This window comes from Siccirubricoccus sp. G192 (assembly GCF_019084075.1).
Classification (GTDB): Bacteria; Pseudomonadota; Alphaproteobacteria; order Acetobacterales; family Acetobacteraceae; genus G192.
This window is the reverse complement of record NZ_JAHREN010000001.1, coordinates 1,132,460-1,147,271: the sequence shown is the minus strand read 5'-3', so window position 1 is coordinate 1,147,271 and position 14,812 is coordinate 1,132,460. Positions and strand designations below refer to the sequence as shown.

Here is a 14,812-nt window from a genome sequence, read left to right as displayed (position 1 = left end):
CGACCGATGCAACACGATGCCTTCGAGGCGGAGATGGCAGGCCGCATCCGCGTTTCGGTCGTGGCCACCGGCATCGACCCCCCTGGAGCCGACGGCGGGGCAGAGGAAGCCCGGTGCCGGCCGCGCGCTTCCCGCTCCGCCGGCCGTGCCCCCTCCACCAGCGCAGCCGCTGGCCCCTACCCTGGCGATGCCAGCCAAGCTCGTCGCCGTTCCGGGCGATGCCGGCAAGCCAGGCGGCATGGCGGCCAGCAAGGAGGCGCTTGATGTCCCGACCTTCCTCCGGCGCCAGCGCAACTGAGAGTCGGGGCACAAAGCCGCACCCTGCGAGGTCAGCGGCCCGGCACATCCCGCACGAGCCGAACGAAGGTGCCGACGAGCCCGAGCATGGCCTCGGCCGTCGCGGGTAGCCGGTCCGGAGGCAGGGTCAGGCTGTCCAGGAAGCGCCCCTCGACTGTGTAGATGGTGAGTTCCAGGGCTTCGCCGATGATCTCGGGGCGGCACACCACGTCCAGGCCTCCGGCCTCGCGCCGGGCAAGCTCGATGAACTCCCGGATTTCGGCGGCCCCCTCCACCTGGCCGCCCGCCTCGTCCAGGAAGTCGGCGATCGCGCCGCCGACCTCGGACAGCGGCACCAGGTCCAGCGGCACGCAGCCTCCGTGCTGTGCGGCGGCGCGGCTTCGCCAGCGATCGAGGGCCTTGGCCCGGCCGCGTTCCTCCGGCGTCTCGTCCTCCTCGGGAAGTCCCCCCCTCGGCCTCGATGACATCCCAGATGGGAATGCTCCAGTCCACCCGGAGGCCGACCAGCACCCCGAAGCCGCGGCGCGCCAGCTCGTCGGTGTCGCCCGGCGGCAGGTCCCGCGGCTCCCGATCAGCCACAAGGTCGAGCAGGACGCGGCGCATGGCCATGGGCGACAACTCTGCTACGGCATCAGGCGACCGCCAGCCTGGCAGGGCGCGTAGCTCCTCCTCCGGAGCGAGGCCACCGGAAGCGATCAGCCCGTCCGCCAGCGCCACGGCATCCGGGACCGCGCCGGGCACGAGCGCCACCGGCAACGCGACCAGCTCGGCCCATCCGGAGGGGCCGACCGCCGCTCGCCCGGCGGTCGCGAGCATGTCGGTCCACAGCTCGGCCGCGTTCTCGTCGCTCTGCCGCGCGCGGACCTTTCGGACCGCGAGGTCGAGCACGTCGTCTCGGCCCGCTTCGATCAGGGCGCCCGCCAGGGCGCCGAACTCTCCGCTCGCGCGGTCCTCGTAGGCGGCAAGCAGCCGGTCTGCCGTCGGTCCGGGAGCAGGCGGGAAGCGTGCTGGCGGCTGAGGCCGCGGGACCGTCAGGCCGAGTGCCCGCAACGCGGCGGCACCCCGGAGCAGGCGGCCGCGATCGACCCAGGTCCGGCGCATCTCCGGTCTGTCCTCGCGCCCGGCGAGCCAGCGCCGGAACGCGCCGCGGTCGGCGCGCTGGACGAATACCTCGACGCCCGCCTCCAACATCACCTCGGCAACGGCCCTGGCGACCGCGTTCGCCGTCTCCACATCGGCGTCGCCGGGGCGGATCGTGTCCAGGGTGTCAGGATCGGGGTAGATCGTGACGAGGACACCATCAAGGTCGGGCGCGACCTCGCGGGCGAGGTCCGCCGCAGCCTCCACCGGATCGTCTGCGCCGCCGTTCCTCCCCTGCATGCCCGCATCCTCCCGTGCCCGGTTATGGTCCCGGGTCGCGCCTCGGGCAACGCGGTGCAGTCGCCGGGCGTGTCCACGCCTGGGGGGCGATCGACGCGATATGCGATCAGGCCTCGCGCATCATCGAGCGCCTGGTCAGCATTGCCGCGAGGAACACGGGGCAGGGCACCCTGGCAACTGGCCTTCCCGGCAGCGCTGCCCAGCCCGGTGCCGCCCGGCTGCCGAGCCCGGCGATGCGGAAGTTCGTCGAGGGTCTGGCTGCACGCCTGAAAACCAAGCCGCCGTCCGGCTACACGAAGTCGGCGGAGATCTGCCGCGGCTTCCTCGACCGGCATGCGCCGAAGCGGCCCGATGGCCAGCGCGCCGAGGCAAGGCGACACCCGGGCCGAGCGCCGCCCAGCAGGCCTTCGCGGCGAAGATCGCGCAGGACAGGGGCATCCCCATGGCGCTGGTTCAAGAGGCCGCAAGCTGCTGGATCCAAGGAGCAATCGCCTCCTATGAGGCGCATTTCTGGGCGGCCTTAATCCACAAACAGTGGTCGCCGTGCTCACCTATTCTCCGGCAGCTTGGTCCGGCGGCCCGCGCACTGATACGCGCGAACCAAAGGCACTTGTCGCCCTCGCGGGCAAAGGCAACTGTAATGTTAGCGTGGCCGTCATGGGGCTGGTGACGATCTTCGCCGCGATAGTGAGCGCGCCATGACCAACGCAAGCTGGCTGGTGGTCACTATCGCCGCCTGCGCGCTGGCGCTGGCCGGCATCATCATCACCGTCGGGAGGCAGACCGTTGCCTTGCGCCTCGCCCTGGCCGTCGCGGCGGTGGCGTTGCTCGCCGCGGCAGTGCGCATCCTGCCATGACTGAGGCCGAGGCCCGCTCCGCATCCCACGCCCATGACAGTTTCGACGGCCTGGAAGCCTGGCTCGCCGTGCAGCGGTGGCAGCCCTGCCCGGGTGGCTGGCTGGTGCCCGCTGACCTTCACCGGCCGGCGGTCGTTCGCGGCGGGCTGCGGGTCAGCGCCAGCGCGCCGAGTAGCGGGGCGCCGGCGATGTGGGTCGTATTGGCTGCGCGCCGCTCTGCCACCCACAGAGCAGTGATTGGCGGTTACAAACCAAATTGGTGTAAGAATTCTCAGAATAAGTATTTTGGAAAATGTCCCCGCCATGCCCGACGAGGTCTCCCCTACCCTGCGCGGCATCCCTCCCGCCTACCGAGCCCCGACGCACCTGGCCCGGCGCTTCTTTCAGGTCTGCCAGGCGATCGGGCATGAGGCGATGCGGCCTTTCGGCCTGGAGATGCGTCACACCGGCGTCTTCGTCGTCCTGAGCCGCGAGCCGGGCATCGACCAGCGGAGCCTCGCCGCCGCGCTCGGCCGCGATCAGACCTCGACCGCCCAGATGGTCGACGATCTCCAGGCCCTCGGCCTGGTCGAGCGGCGCCCCTCGCCCGCCAACCGCCGTACCAATGCCCTTTTCCTCACCGCTACCGGCGCCGCGCTGCTGCGCGACCGGCTGACATCGGCCATCGCCGGCGTGCAGGCGCGCGTCCTCGACGCCCTGTCGCCGGAGGAGGCCGCGACCTTCCTCGCCCTGCTCGTCCGCATCGTCGAGGCGAACGAGGCCCACGCCCGGCCCGGCGCCGCCCGCCGCCCGCCGCGGCGCCGGCCGCGCGGCACCGCCCTCCCCGAGCCCGAAGGAGACGCGCCATGGCCACCTTCACCCCCTGTACCCGGCGGGCCGCCCTTAGGCTGACCGCAGCGGCGGCGGTCTCGGCTCTCGCACGGCGGCCGGCGCGCGCTCAGCCACCGACCCCGCCCGCGGACGGGGCGCGGCCGGCCCGCATGATCCACCCCGCCGCCGTCGGCTCCGCCCCGGACGTGGCGGCGCGCCTCCTCGCGGAGGTCCTGGCGCGCCGCCGCGGCCATCCGATTGCGGTGGAGGCCCGCGGCGGCGCCGACGGGATCATCGCCGCCGACGCCTTCGTCAGGTCCCCGCCCGGCGAGGCGGTGTTCTTCACCTTCAGCGACGTGCTGACCGTGGCGCCGCTGATGCACGGGCGGGTGCCCTATGATCCGGACGCCGACTTCGTGCCAATCTCGGTCGTCGCTGACGACCTCTTCGCCGTCTCGGTCGGTTCCGGCCTGCCGGTGCGCACCCTGGAGGAGCTGGTGGCGCTCGCGCGGGCGCGGCCGGGAGCGCTGAACTGGTTTGCCTCGCCCGGTACCCCTTACCTCGCGTTCCGCGCCTTCCTCCGCGACGCCGGGATCGACATGGCCTACGTCTCCTACCGCGGCGCGCCGCCGGCGCTGCTCGACCTCGCGGCCGGGCGCATCCACGCAGCGCTGACCCCGCTCGCTCCGGCGCTGCCGCTGGGGCGCGAGGGGCGCACGCGCCTGCTCGTCGCCACCGGGCCCGAGCGGGCGCCGGCCGCGCCCGACCTGCCCACCACCGCCGAGGCGGGCATGCCGGGCTTCCGCATCACCGGCCTGCTCGGGCTGTTTGGGTGGCGCGGCATGCCGGACGCGACCCGCGACGCGCTGTCGGCGCAGACCCGCGCCGTCCTGGCGGAGCCCGCGACGGCGGAGCGCTTTCGCGCCGCCGGCATGGCCCCGCGGGGCTCGACGCCCGCGGCGTACACGGCGGAGCTCACCGAGAGCCGCGCCCGCTGGGCCGTGCTGGCGCGCGAGTTCGGCGCCAGGCCACCGGCCTGAGCCGATGGGGGACACGCCGATGAGCCGCGATGATCCCGACGGTCCCGCCGCAGCGTTGACGCGGCTTGCCAACGGTTTCTGGGCCGCGCGCGCGGTGCAGGTGGCGGCGCGGTTCGGCCTGGCCGACGGGCTGCGCGACGGCCCACGTACCCCGGCCGAGCTCGCCGCCGCGACAGGCGCGCACCCCGACGCGCTGCGTCGGCTGCTGCGGGCGCTGGCGGGCCTCGGCGTGCTTGCCTCCGATGCGGTGGGCCGCTACCGGCTCACCCCGATGGGCGAGCTGCTGCGCGGCGACGTGCCGGGCTCGCTCCGCGACTTCGTCGCCCGCCTCGGCGAGCCGGAGTACTGGCGGGCCTGGGGCGCGCTCGACCACAGCATCGCCACCGGCCGCTCCGCCTTCGAGGCGGTGTTCGGCGCCCGCCTCTTCGACCACCTCGCCCGCTATCCCGAGGCCGCCGCGCGCTTCCACGCCGGCATGGGCGGGGGCAGCGCCCGCGCCGCGGCAACCGTCGTCGCCGCGCTCGGCGACCTGGGCGGCGTCGGCATGGTGGTGGACATTGGCGGCGGCCACGGCGCCCTGCTCGCCGCGGTGCTGCGCGCCAACCCTGGAGCGCAGGGCGTGCTGTTCGAGCTGCCCCAGGTTGCCGAAGCCGGGTGCGCGGCGCTTGCCGCCGCGGGCCTCGCCGAGCGAAGCCGCGTCGAGGCGGGCGACTTCTTCGAGACGGTGCCAGCAGGCGGGGATCTCTACCTTATGCAGCGGATCGTGCACGACTGGGACGATAGCGAGGCCGCGCGCCTCCTGGGCAACGTCCGGGCCGCCATGCCGGCGCACGCCCGGCTGCTGCTGGTCGAGGCCGTGGTCCCGCCTGGGGACGCGCCGTCCCGCGCCAAGATGCTCGACCTGAACATGCTGGTCCTGGTCAGCGGCCGCGAGCGGACCGAGGAGGAGTACCGCGTCCTGCTCGCGGCCGCCGGGCTGGCGCTCCGCCGCGTGCTGCCCGCGACCGCCGACACCGACGTGCTCGAGGCGGCTCCCGCCGGCGGAGCCTGATGATGCCGCCGGGATCGCCCGAAGCTGCCCGTCAGCCGCCGCGGCCGGTGCCCCACCGCCGTGGCCCCGCCGCGCCCGTAGCACCCGCGCCCAAGTGCCGCCTCCAGCTCCTGCTCGACCAGTTCCTCGATGAACCCGAGGATCCGGCCCCCGAGGTGAGGAGCCGACCCACCGTATTGTTGGCCCGAAACGACAAGGCTATCCATCGCAAATCACTTTTCGAGTATTTGCGTGAGGTCCAATGAACATCAATATGGGCGTCACCATATCTCCCTGATGCGTCGGCCGGAAAATGTAGCACAAATAAAGCAGCCACTCCGTTTCGGGGAGGCAGCCGAATCTGTTTGGCTCCGGCGCGGGAGGATGGATATATGAGCAGCCACACAGCGACCATGCGCGAGACGGCTGCGGCAAAATGGGCCACGGCTAAGCCCATCGCTATCGGACTGGCCATCGGCCTAGTCGCAGGGCCATTTATCTCGAGCTTCGCTGGGTTCCAGGTTCGGACCAGCACCGCACAGACCGCGGCGCGAGCTGGCATCGTCGAGCAACAGGCCATGTTCTGCGCGGAGCGGGCCCGAGCAGCGGTGCCCAGCACGGCATCGCTTGACTGGCAGGGACGGAGCGAGCTCGCCCGGAAGTGGGCGACCATGCCCGGCTCGACCATCGCCGATTCAGAAGTCGTCTACGCTTGCTCCGGAAAACTCTCGACCTGATCTGGCCACATGGGCTCGAGCTTGCTGCTTCGCCTTATCGCAAATCCAACCGCACCCCGTGCGCCTTGATCGCGCACGGGCGCTGCGGTCCACGGTGCAGTGCTGTGTTGCGTTGACTCATACCGAGGGAGATTTTCCGTGCTGAACCGGACGCGCTGCGAGGATATGGTTTTCAGGCGCCCCTTCTTGTGTAAGCGCGGCGTCGAGGCCCGTCTTCCTGCGGGGTGGGTAGATGTGCTGGTTCGGCGTGGAGCATGGGGCTTCGGGCCGACATTATGGTCGACATTAACGATGACGCGAAGGACGGCGGCTATCGGCGTGTAGAGGTTCTGACCGGGCCTGGCCGACGGCGGAAGTGGTCTGAGGACGACAAGGCGCGGATCGTGGCGGAGACGCTGCGGCCGGGCACGGTGGTGGCCGATGTGGCGCGACGCTGGCAGGTCAGTTCGCAGCAGGTGTTCACGTGGCGTCGGGAGATGCGGCGCGCGGCGGTGGCGCCGCTGAGCTTCGTGCCGGTCGTGGCGGAGACGCCGGTGCGTGCGCCCGAGGCGGCTCTGCCATTGCCTGCGCCACCATCAATCGAGGTGGGGGTGGCCGGCGCGGTTCTGCGCGTCACGCCCGGCACTGACGTCGACCTGCTGACGGCGGTGTTGCGGGCCATTCGAGCGTCAGCGGCATGATCGCGCCGCCCGCCGGGGCGCGGATCCTGCTGGCCACCAAGCCGGTCGACTTCCGCAAGGGCGCGCACAGCTTGGCCGCGCTCGCCGTCGAGGTGCTGGGCGCCGATCCCTTTACGGGCGCGGTGCTGGTGTTCCGGTCGCGGCGCGCCGACCGGATCAAGATCCTGCTTTGGGACGGCAGCGGCCTGGTCCTCGTCTGGAAGCAACTGGAGGCCTCCACGTTCCGCTGGCCGGTGATCGTGGACGGCGTGGTCCGCCTGACGCCGGTGGAGTTCGCCGCGCTGTTCGACGGCATTGATTGGCGACGCGTCCAGGCCACGCGGGAGATTCCCACGCCGAGCGTCCCTGCATAGAATCGGCGGCACGATGCGCGCCGCGGATGACGACACGCCGAGCCTGCCGGAGGATGCTGCGACGCTGCGCGCGCTGCTGATCGAGACGCTGGCGAGGTGCGACACGCTCAGCACCGAGCTTGGGAGCATTACCGCCGAGCGTGATGCACTGGCGAGCCAGAATGAGCGCCTGCAGCACCTGCTGCTGAAGCTCAAGCGCCGTCAGTTCGGCACGAAGTCCGAGCGTCTCCCGGAGGAGCAGTTGCTGTTCGCGTTCGAGGAGATCGAGGCGACGCTGGCTGGCAACGCGGCCGAGGCGGGCAAGCGGTCTCCGACGCTGCGCGATAACCAGACCAAGCGTCGCCGCGAGGGCCGCGGCGGCCTGCCGGCGCATCTGCCACGGGTCGAGCAGGTGCTGGCGCCGGAGGCGACGACCTGCCCCTGCTGCCAGGGCCCGCTGGTCGAGATCGGCAGCGACACCGCCAGGCGGCTGGACGTGATCCCCGCCCAGTTCCGCGTCGTCGTGACGAAGCGGCCGAAGCTGGCGTGTCGCGCCTGCCCCGGCGTGGTCATGCAGGAGCCCGCGCCGGCCCGCCTGATTGAGGGGGGCATGCCGACCGAGGCAACGGTCGCGCATGTGCTGGTCTCCCGCTACGCCGACCACCTGCCGCTTTATCGCCAGTCGCAGATCCTGGCGCGGCAGGGGATCGAGATCGGCCGCGAGGTGCTCGCCGACTGGGCCGGCACGGGTGCGACGGAGATCGTCCCCGTGGTCCGGCGGATGCGCGAGATCCTGCTCGGCTCGTTGCGGCTGTTCGCCGACGAGACCACCATGCCGGTCCTCGACCCAGGACGCGGCAAGACGAAAAAGGGCTATGCCTGGGCGATCGCGCGCGACGATCGGCCCTGGGGCGGAGTGGACCCGCCGGCGGTGGTGTTCCACTACGCGCCGGGCCGCGGCGCCGAGCATGCAAAAGCACTGCTGGCCGGCTACCAGGGCATCCTACAATGCGACGGCTACGGTGCGTACAAAACGCTGGCCGCGGCGGATGGCGGCATCACGCTGGCATTCTGCTGGAGCCATGTGCGGCGGGAATTCATCGAACTGGCGAGGGGCAAGACCGCGCCGATCGCCCAGGAGACGTTGAAGCGCATCGCTGCCCTCTACGCGGTCGAGACGGAGCTGCGCGGCAAGCCACCTGACCTCCGTCGAGTGGGCCGGCAGGAACAGAGCCGTCCCCTCGTCGAGGCGCTGTTCGCCTGGCTCTCGGAGCAACTGGCACGCCTGCCCGGCGGCAGCCCCACCGCGGGGGCCATCCGCTACGCGCTGAACCATCGCGACGGCTTGGTGCGGTTCCTGGATGACGGCAGGATCGAGCTCGACAACAACACCGTGGAACGCGCCATTCGGCCGATCTGTCTCAGCCGAAAGAACGCGTTATTCGCCTCCGGCGACGATGGCGGGGCAAGATGGGCGGCCGTGGCCTCCCTGGTCGAGACCTGCAAGCTGAACGGCGTCGACCCGCAGCGCTACTTCACTGACGTGCTGACCCGCCTCGTGAACGGCTGGCCCAACGGCCGCATCGACGAGCTCATGCCGTGGTGCTGGGCGCCCAACCACAACGGCTGACCGTCAAACGCGAGCCACACGGGCCTCGTCGCCGCGCTTACCTTCTTGCTGAAGGGATGGGAGGAACCGCAGCCCGCCGGGACCTATGCCGTCGAGACCGAGGAGGAGCTCATCGAGGGGCTTTCCTTCCCAGCCTATCGCCGAGTCTCGACCACCATCATGCGCCAGGCGTCCCGCACCGGCGCATTCACCCAAGCGATCCCCGTCGACCCACGAGAGCTGGCCGAGGCGCAGGCGGCCGACGGCGGCTGAACCAGGTAGCCGCGAGCCACTGCCGAGGCGGTCGGCGCCTATCCGTGGCGAAACCTGGCAATTCTACCATCTCGTAGATGCCAAATACCAGGACAGTTCACGTGGCGCTTTACCGTACCCGCCGGAGAGGGCACAGCATGTTTGGGATGATGAGGGTATTCCTCGGCAAGATTCAATACCGCCGACGCTGGGGCCGGCTTGCCGCGGCCGCGGAGGCGGCTGCCGACAGCGCCACCGCCGATCTCGACCATCGCGAGCAAAGCCGGAACTTCCGGCATCTGCATTCGCAGATCGAGCATACCGCCGCGTCCTCCCGAGCCATGGAGCCTCAGCAGGCGGCGTTTCGTCGGTAGCCGCATGACCGACCAGAAAGGGGATGAAGTGCATGGCTCGTGAGGTTTTAATGGAAGGCGGCGCTATTCGGGAACATCGCTTTCCCGTTGGACGCCGATGTCTCCCGGAAGCGTATCATGCTAAACACTGACGCATACGCATTGCAGCGTTCAGACCTGAATGGGTTCTTGTTCGCTGAGGTCGGCGTCGAGGCGAGCGGGATGGCGCTGAGCGTGCTCTCGACCCTTGCGCGCCTGGAGATGGACCCGTGGCAGGAGGCAGGGCGCTTGGCGCATTTGCCGCGGCTGGCCGCGGTTGACGGACTGGCTCGGATCATAGCCCTAATGCCGGCCAGCATCTGGTCCCTTCCGGATGCTACCATCATCGCGGAACGGCTAGTGATGCTGCTGCCGGCGCGCGGCAGTGTCGGCCCCTCGACCGATCCACCAATGCCGCAAGCATCGGACAACCGTCAACCATCCCGGCATGGGACTGCCATGCTGATTCTGATCGGGGCCGCGCTTGCCGCCGCACTGATGCTGAGCTTCGCCGGTCACTAAGGTGTGGTGGGGCCGGGCAGTGATGCCACCACACGGTGGCCGGCTAGCCAGTGGATTTTCCCCTCTCAGGCATGTTGTTGCACGGGTCGCCCAGTCCGGGGCGGTTGGGTAAGCTGGGGAGGAGGGTGAGCCCTCGATTGAGGGGAACCCGCGATGCCGTTCAAGTCGAATGCTGCTCGCCGGCACCATATTCCGGCCCAGCGCCAGAAGGTCATCAACTGGGCCGAGTACGATGCCGGCCTGCGGGCTCGCGGCAGCCTCACCGTGTGGTTCACAGCCGAGGCTATCGCGGGCTGGCGGGCCGAGGCGCGCGTTGGCCGAGGTGGTCAGCCGAAGTACTCGGCCTTGGCGATCGCAACTGCCTTGACGCTGCGGGCCGTGTTCCGCCTGGCGCTGCGTCAAACCGAGGGCCTGATCGGCTCCATCCTTGCCCTGCTTGGCCTTGAGCTCGCCGTGCCGGACCACTCCACCCTCAGTCGTCGGGCCGAGACGCTGCAGGTGCCGCGGCCGAGGACGGGCAGCCGGCCAGTGCACCTGCTGGTCGACAGCACTGGCCTACGGCTGTGCGGTCCCGGCGAATGGCTGGAGGAGAAGCATGGCAGCAAGCGGCGCCGGGCCTGGAAGATGCTCCACCTTGCGACGGACGCCGACACCGGCCAGATCGTCGCCTCGGTGCTGACCGAGAGGGATGCCGACGATGGCTCGCAGGTCGGCCCCTTGCTCGACCGGGTTGATGGTTCCGTGGTGTCCTTCATCGGCGATGGTGCCCACGACCGAGACGATGTTTACGCCGAGGTCGCAGCGCGTCATCCAGATGCCGACGTCATCGTGCCACCACGCGCGAACGCGGTGCCGAGTACAGCGGCTGGGACCACGCCGACCCAGCGAGATGTGCATCTGCGATGTATCGCCGAGCGCGGTCGCATGGGCTGGCAGCGAGCGTCGGGGTACAATTGGCGTGCTCTGGTGGAAGCCGATGTCTCGCGCTGGAAGCGCGTCATTGGAGATAGGCTACGCTCGCAAACGAACGGGCGACAAGCAACCGAAATGGCCATCGCCACCAACGTCCTGAACCGGATGCTGGACCTCGGGCGGCCGAAGTACATCCGGATCACATGACCCCGCACGAGGCAGGGGTCGACGCGTCCATACCGTCGACCGATGCAACACGATGCCTTGCCACCCCATATCCGACGGAGATGACTGGTTTCTCCGCAACACCTCTCCTCGACATCCACCGCATCTATTTCGAACCCGCTGCGGAGGCCTATGCCCGGGGGCGGGAGATCCTGGCGCGCTTCCCGGCGGCCGAGCGCATTCCCGTCGAATCGCACTGGCGCATCCCGGACCTGCGGGAGAGCGATCCTGGTGACTTCCTGCGCCCGAAGCGGGAGGTGCTGGTGCTCGGCCTCAAGAAGGGCCTGGCCTGCCGGCCGAATGGCCGCAGCGCCGATTTCATCGCCCCTTCGACCTCTAATGGCTGCGCCATGGCCTGCGCCTATTGCTACGTTGCGCGCCGCAAGGGGCACGCCAACCCGATCACCGTCTTTGCCAACATCGAGGAGATCTCGGCCGCCATCGTCCGCCATGCCGCGCGGCTCGGCCCCAAGCCGGCGCCGAACCAAGTGGACCCACGGGACTGGGTCTACGACATTGGCGAGAATGGTGATCTCTCGGTGGGCGCTCTTATCTCCGATAATGTCCGGGAACTGGTGGCAGTCTTCCGCAACCTGCCGAATGCCAAGGGCAGCTTCGCCACCAAATGGGTGAACCGCGATCTGCTCGGCTATGACCCGCAGGGGCGCACGCGCGTCCGCATGTCGCTGATGCCAGCGAGCCCGGCAAAGCTGCTCGACGTGCGGACCTCTCCGGTGGCGGAGCGCACCGCTTTCATTCCCGAACTGCACCGCGCCGGCTACGAGGTGCACCTGAACTTCTCCCCCGTAGTGCTGCGCGAGGGCTGGGAAGCGGAATGGTCCGAACTCTTCGCCGAACTCGATGACGTGTTGCCGGCGTCGGTGAAGGATCAGCTCGCCGCCGAGGTCATCATGCTGACCCACAATGCCGAGCTGCACGAGGTGAACCTCGCCTGGCACCCCAAGGCCGAGGCGCTGCTCTGGCGTCCCGACATCCAGGAGGAGAAGCGCTCCGAGGGCGGGCAGACCAACCTGCGCTACCGCGCCGGCTGGAAGGGCCGCTGGCTCCAGCGCTTCCTCGACCTGCTGGCCGCGCGCATGCCCTACTGCCGGGTGCGGTATGCCTTCTAGCGCGGCCGCTCAGAACAGGCGCCGCGCTCGGGCATACCAGGGCGCCGCTCTCGGCCCGCCGGCCCGTGCACGGGGCGCCAGGGCCCAGACCAGCGCGGCAAGGCCGGTCGCCAGGGCGGTGGCGCTGGCGATCGGCCTCATCTGTGCCTCGAGCAACAGGCTGGTCTGGCGGGGTGGCAGACCCCTTGAGGCTGCTGCGCTCTGAGAGGTCCTCCCGCGGTTCGTAGAGGTTGTCCCGTCGTTCTGGCCGTCCAGGGTCGTCGGTCGACTGCAACGGCTTGGCCGTCGCCTCCATGATGTAGTCGGTCAGGCGCGGCGCCAGGGCGCCGGCCACCGTGGTCAGCCAGCCGCCGGCGCCAACATAAAGGTCGCGCACCAGCGTCTCGCAGGCGTGCAGGATGGCCCGCGCCGCGACCCGTGGGTGGTAGGACGGCGGCGGGTTCCGGGTGCCCCGGGTTCCCATGGCATTCCGCGCATGCTCCATGAACGGGGTGTCGATCGGCCCGGGCTTGATGAGCGTGACGGAGATCGGCAAGCCTGCCGCCTCAAACTCCATGCGGAATGCATCCGTGGCGCCCTTCACTGCGTGCTTTGCCGCGCAGTAGGGCCCCTGCAACGCGATGGCCCGATCGCCCAGCACGCTGCCGAGGTTGACGATGGCACCACCCCGCTCCCGGAGATGGCGCGCCGCGGCCAGGGTGCCATGCACCACGCCCCAGTAGACCACGTCGAACAGGCGCCGCTGGTCTTCGAGCGACACCTGGTCCGTGCGGCCATAGATGAAGGCGCCGGCATCGTTGATCCAGGAGTCGAAGCCGCCGAACTCCGCAATGGCCTTGGCCGCGATCGCTTCGACCTGCGCCGGGTCGGCGACATCGGCCACCTGGTACGCAGCCCGGCCGCCCTGTCCACGGATCTCCTCGGCCAGACGGCGTAGCGCCTCCTCGTTGCGGGCGGCGAGCACAACGGCGGCGGCGAGGGGCGGGGAGAGGGCATCGGGCATGCCGCACAAGAACAAACTACGAACAAGCCGTGGAAGCGGAAAATGCGGAGGTGCGGCAGCAGGCGCGCTGGTTGGTAGGATAGCTCTTCCTGTTGCTGTGCATTTGTGCACAAACCCTGTTGCTGATAGTCTCCGCTGCATGGACCGGCCCGCCTTCCTCTCCGTCCGCGTCGCGCCGGAGGTCCGCAACCGGGTCAAGGCACTCGCCGCCAGCCGCGGCCTGACTGTACAGGATCTGGTTGGCGATCTGGTCGAGCGCTTCCTGGCCGAGCAGGATCGCCAGCCCCCAGTCCTCGCCGCCGTCTTGGCCCGGCTGCGCGCCCAGGCCCCCGCACTGCGGCAGCGGGGTGTTGCCAAGCTGTGGGTCTTCGGCTCCATCGCTCGCGGGGAGGCTCGTCCGGACAGCGACATCGACCTGGTCGCGGAATCGCACCCGAAGCCAGGCTCTCCTTGACTGGCTTCGCCAGCCTGCGGGCTGACCTCTCGGAGATGCTCGGCGCCCCGGTCGACCTGGCGGAATGGCACATCCTGCGCCCGCCGGTCCGCGAGCAGGCGGAGCGCGACGCCGTGCAGGTCTTCTGATGCGCGACTTGGCGGAGCGCCTCGCCGATATCCGTGCCGCCGCGGCCGACATCCTGAGCTTCGTCGAGGGCCTCGACGAGGCGGCCTTCGCCGCCCTGCCGCAAGCCGACCGGCGCACCTACCGGGCCATCAAGAACGGCCTCAGCGAGATCGGCGAGGCCATCAAAGGCCTGCCACCGGAGATCCTGGCAGGGCACCGCGAGATCGACTGGCGGGGCTTCGCCGGGCTGCGCGACATCGTGGCGCACCAGTACTTCAGCCTTGAGCTGCCGCGGCTCTGGCCGACGGTCACCGAGGAACTGCCCGCTCTCATCGCTGCGGTCGACGCTGAACTCGCCCGCCTGTCTTCGTCCTATGACCAGGCGGCTGGTCGGGCATGATGGTGCCACATGGACGAAATCGTCCCAACGGAGGTCAGGACACGAAAGTGCTCTGAGTGTCCGGCAGCGGAAAAGGTCCGGAAATCCAGGGTCTTGCGGACGGCGGGGGGATGTCCGCCAAGCCCGGGAGCGTAACGCGAAGGCGGACAGATTGATTGGCGGACGAGAAAGCGGACAGCTCTTCCCGATCTGTTCGCTCGAACCGGACGCCGGCGCGACTTTCGTGTCCTGACCTCCGATCAGGGTCACGACATAAGGCGGGGGCCGGATTCACCATAAGCGGCCAAGTAGTCGCTATGGTTGGAGAAAATAGAAGCGCACACCCCGGGGCGTGAGGGGCCCGTCGTCAGTGAGCTGGCGGTGGGGTGCATCGCCAGGGACGAGAAATCAGGCGCTTGAGAGGCCGAGCTGCCCGTGCTTGAGCGCGGTCCGCGGGGGGGGTTCCTGTTCCGTCCTGCCAAGCGTAATTCCAGCCTCCGCCCTATGTCGTGACCCCCAATTGAAGTCTGGGCACCAAAGGCAATGCGGCGTGACCGCATCTATCTGACGGCTTGAGACGGTACCGCCGGTAGCACCCGACCCAAGGACCTTCAGGGGTTGGTACCGATAGGGCAAAGCGAAAGAAGCAGGCCTTCGACCTGT

At 69.7% G+C, this 14,812-nt stretch carries 18 protein-coding genes and 1 pseudogene; 16 read left to right on the top strand and 3 right to left on the bottom strand.

Annotation, left to right across the window (positions count from 1 at the left end):
• Positions 1-329: 329 nt before the first annotated feature.
• Positions 330-647, bottom strand: coding sequence for a hypothetical protein (locus KSF81_RS05495; RefSeq protein ID WP_217378122.1), 318 nt, complete (start codon positions 645-647; stop codon positions 330-332).
• A gap of 1,728 nt (positions 648-2,375) precedes the next feature.
• On the opposite strand from KSF81_RS05495, the gene KSF81_RS05490 reads away from it, so the two are divergent.
• The 13 genes from KSF81_RS05490 (at position 2,376) to KSF81_RS05430 (ending at position 12,205) form a co-directional block, all read left to right on the top strand.
• Positions 2,376-2,534, top strand: a complete 159-nt coding sequence (locus KSF81_RS05490; protein WP_217378121.1) for a hypothetical protein — start codon at positions 2,376-2,378, stop codon at positions 2,532-2,534.
• A 303-nt stretch (positions 2,535-2,837) separates the two neighbouring features.
• Positions 2,838-3,425: a MarR family winged helix-turn-helix transcriptional regulator gene (locus tag KSF81_RS05485; RefSeq protein WP_217378120.1), complete on the top strand. Its 588-nt coding sequence runs from the start codon at positions 2,838-2,840 to the stop codon at positions 3,423-3,425.
• A gap of 89 nt (positions 3,426-3,514) precedes the next feature.
• On the top strand, positions 3,515-4,384 hold the full coding sequence (locus KSF81_RS05480) for a tripartite tricarboxylate transporter substrate binding protein (RefSeq protein ID WP_217378119.1): 870 nt from the start codon (positions 3,515-3,517) through the stop codon (positions 4,382-4,384).
• 4 nt (positions 4,385-4,388) lie between these two features.
• Positions 4,389-5,435: a methyltransferase gene (locus KSF81_RS05475; RefSeq protein ID WP_217378118.1), complete on the top strand. Its 1,047-nt coding sequence runs from the start codon at positions 4,389-4,391 to the stop codon at positions 5,433-5,435.
• A gap of 371 nt (positions 5,436-5,806) precedes the next feature.
• Positions 5,807-6,151, top strand: a complete 345-nt coding sequence (locus KSF81_RS05470; RefSeq protein WP_217378117.1) for a hypothetical protein — start codon at positions 5,807-5,809, stop codon at positions 6,149-6,151.
• Between the two features lie 254 nt (positions 6,152-6,405).
• Positions 6,406-6,831 (top strand): IS66-like element accessory protein TnpA, encoded by a 426-nt coding sequence (tnpA, locus tag KSF81_RS05465; protein WP_217377504.1) that lies wholly within the window; start codon positions 6,406-6,408, stop codon positions 6,829-6,831.
• Positions 6,828-7,184, top strand: coding sequence for an IS66 family insertion sequence element accessory protein TnpB (gene tnpB / locus KSF81_RS05460; protein ID WP_217377503.1), 357 nt, complete (start codon positions 6,828-6,830; stop codon positions 7,182-7,184). The genes tnpA and tnpB overlap by 4 nt, the downstream gene beginning before the upstream one ends.
• 13 nt (positions 7,185-7,197) lie before the next feature.
• Positions 7,198-8,793 (top strand): IS66 family transposase, encoded by a 1,596-nt coding sequence (gene tnpC, locus KSF81_RS05455; RefSeq protein WP_217377329.1) that lies wholly within the window; start codon positions 7,198-7,200, stop codon positions 8,791-8,793.
• A gap of 45 nt (positions 8,794-8,838) precedes the next feature.
• Complete coding sequence (locus tag KSF81_RS05450) at positions 8,839-9,045, top strand: hypothetical protein (RefSeq protein WP_217378116.1); 207 nt, start codon at positions 8,839-8,841, stop codon at positions 9,043-9,045.
• A 137-nt stretch (positions 9,046-9,182) separates the two neighbouring features.
• Entirely contained in the window at positions 9,183-9,398 is a 216-nt protein-coding gene (locus KSF81_RS05445; protein WP_217378115.1) for a hypothetical protein, read from the top strand.
• 117 nt (positions 9,399-9,515) lie between these two features.
• Positions 9,516-9,938, top strand: a complete 423-nt coding sequence (locus KSF81_RS05440) for a hypothetical protein (RefSeq protein WP_217378114.1) — start codon at positions 9,516-9,518, stop codon at positions 9,936-9,938.
• A 153-nt stretch (positions 9,939-10,091) separates the two neighbouring features.
• Entirely contained in the window at positions 10,092-11,057 is a 966-nt protein-coding gene (locus KSF81_RS05435) for an IS5 family transposase (protein WP_217378113.1), read from the top strand.
• Positions 11,058-11,137: 80 nt separating this feature from the next.
• Complete coding sequence (locus KSF81_RS05430; RefSeq protein ID WP_217378112.1) at positions 11,138-12,205, top strand: spore photoproduct lyase family protein; 1,068 nt, start codon at positions 11,138-11,140, stop codon at positions 12,203-12,205.
• A 9-nt stretch (positions 12,206-12,214) separates the two neighbouring features.
• Here the strand turns inward: KSF81_RS05430 and KSF81_RS30880 are convergent, their stop codons facing one another.
• Positions 12,215-12,346: a hypothetical protein gene (locus KSF81_RS30880; RefSeq protein ID WP_256444247.1), complete on the bottom strand. Its 132-nt coding sequence runs from the start codon at positions 12,344-12,346 to the stop codon at positions 12,215-12,217.
• Between the two features lie 109 nt (positions 12,347-12,455).
• Positions 12,456-13,208: pseudogene (locus KSF81_RS31895) on the bottom strand (SDR family oxidoreductase); the annotation flags it as partial.
• 139 nt (positions 13,209-13,347) lie between these two features.
• Here KSF81_RS31895 and KSF81_RS05420 point away from each other — a divergent pair.
• The 3 genes from KSF81_RS05420 to KSF81_RS05415 are packed head-to-tail and all read left to right on the top strand — an operon-like array spanning position 13,348 to position 14,170.
• On the top strand, positions 13,348-13,662 hold the full coding sequence (locus tag KSF81_RS05420; RefSeq protein ID WP_217378111.1) for a nucleotidyltransferase family protein: 315 nt from the start codon (positions 13,348-13,350) through the stop codon (positions 13,660-13,662).
• On the top strand, positions 13,659-13,790 hold the full coding sequence (locus tag KSF81_RS30875) for a hypothetical protein (RefSeq protein ID WP_256444246.1): 132 nt from the start codon (positions 13,659-13,661) through the stop codon (positions 13,788-13,790). The genes KSF81_RS05420 and KSF81_RS30875 overlap by 4 nt, the downstream gene beginning before the upstream one ends.
• On the top strand, positions 13,790-14,170 hold the full coding sequence (locus KSF81_RS05415; RefSeq protein ID WP_217378110.1) for a DUF86 domain-containing protein: 381 nt from the start codon (positions 13,790-13,792) through the stop codon (positions 14,168-14,170). Before KSF81_RS30875 ends, KSF81_RS05415 begins: the two co-directional genes overlap by 1 nt.
• The last annotated feature ends 642 nt before the right edge of the window (positions 14,171-14,812 follow it).

What these genes read in the sequence shown, in the direction of transcription:
- KSF81_RS05490 (WP_217378121.1), top strand. Translation starts at nt 2,376, where the DNA reads ATGACCAACGCAAGCTGGCTGGTGGTCACTATCGCCGCCTGCGCGCTG.
- KSF81_RS05485 (WP_217378120.1), top strand. Translation starts at nt 2,838, where the DNA reads ATGCCCGACGAGGTCTCCCCTACCCTGCGCGGCATCCCTCCCGCCTAC.
- KSF81_RS05480 (WP_217378119.1), top strand. Translation starts at nt 3,515, where the DNA reads ATGATCCACCCCGCCGCCGTCGGCTCCGCCCCGGACGTGGCGGCGCGC.
- KSF81_RS05475 (WP_217378118.1), top strand. Translation starts at nt 4,389, where the DNA reads ATGGGGGACACGCCGATGAGCCGCGATGATCCCGACGGTCCCGCCGCA.
- KSF81_RS05470 (WP_217378117.1), top strand. Translation starts at nt 5,807, where the DNA reads ATGAGCAGCCACACAGCGACCATGCGCGAGACGGCTGCGGCAAAATGG.
- tnpA (WP_217377504.1), top strand. Translation starts at nt 6,406, where the DNA reads ATGGGGCTTCGGGCCGACATTATGGTCGACATTAACGATGACGCGAAG.
- tnpB (WP_217377503.1), top strand. Translation starts at nt 6,828, where the DNA reads ATGATCGCGCCGCCCGCCGGGGCGCGGATCCTGCTGGCCACCAAGCCG.
- tnpC (WP_217377329.1), top strand. Translation starts at nt 7,198, where the DNA reads ATGCGCGCCGCGGATGACGACACGCCGAGCCTGCCGGAGGATGCTGCG.
- KSF81_RS05445 (WP_217378115.1), top strand. Translation starts at nt 9,183, where the DNA reads ATGTTTGGGATGATGAGGGTATTCCTCGGCAAGATTCAATACCGCCGA.
- KSF81_RS05440 (WP_217378114.1), top strand. Translation starts at nt 9,516, where the DNA reads ATGCTAAACACTGACGCATACGCATTGCAGCGTTCAGACCTGAATGGG.
- KSF81_RS05435 (WP_217378113.1), top strand. Translation starts at nt 10,092, where the DNA reads ATGCCGTTCAAGTCGAATGCTGCTCGCCGGCACCATATTCCGGCCCAG.
- KSF81_RS05430 (WP_217378112.1), top strand. Translation starts at nt 11,138, where the DNA reads ATGACTGGTTTCTCCGCAACACCTCTCCTCGACATCCACCGCATCTAT.
- KSF81_RS30880 (WP_256444247.1), bottom strand. Translation starts at nt 12,346, where the DNA reads ATGAGGCCGATCGCCAGCGCCACCGCCCTGGCGACCGGCCTTGCCGCG.
- KSF81_RS05420 (WP_217378111.1), top strand. Translation starts at nt 13,348, where the DNA reads ATGGACCGGCCCGCCTTCCTCTCCGTCCGCGTCGCGCCGGAGGTCCGC.
- KSF81_RS05415 (WP_217378110.1), top strand. Translation starts at nt 13,790, where the DNA reads ATGCGCGACTTGGCGGAGCGCCTCGCCGATATCCGTGCCGCCGCGGCC.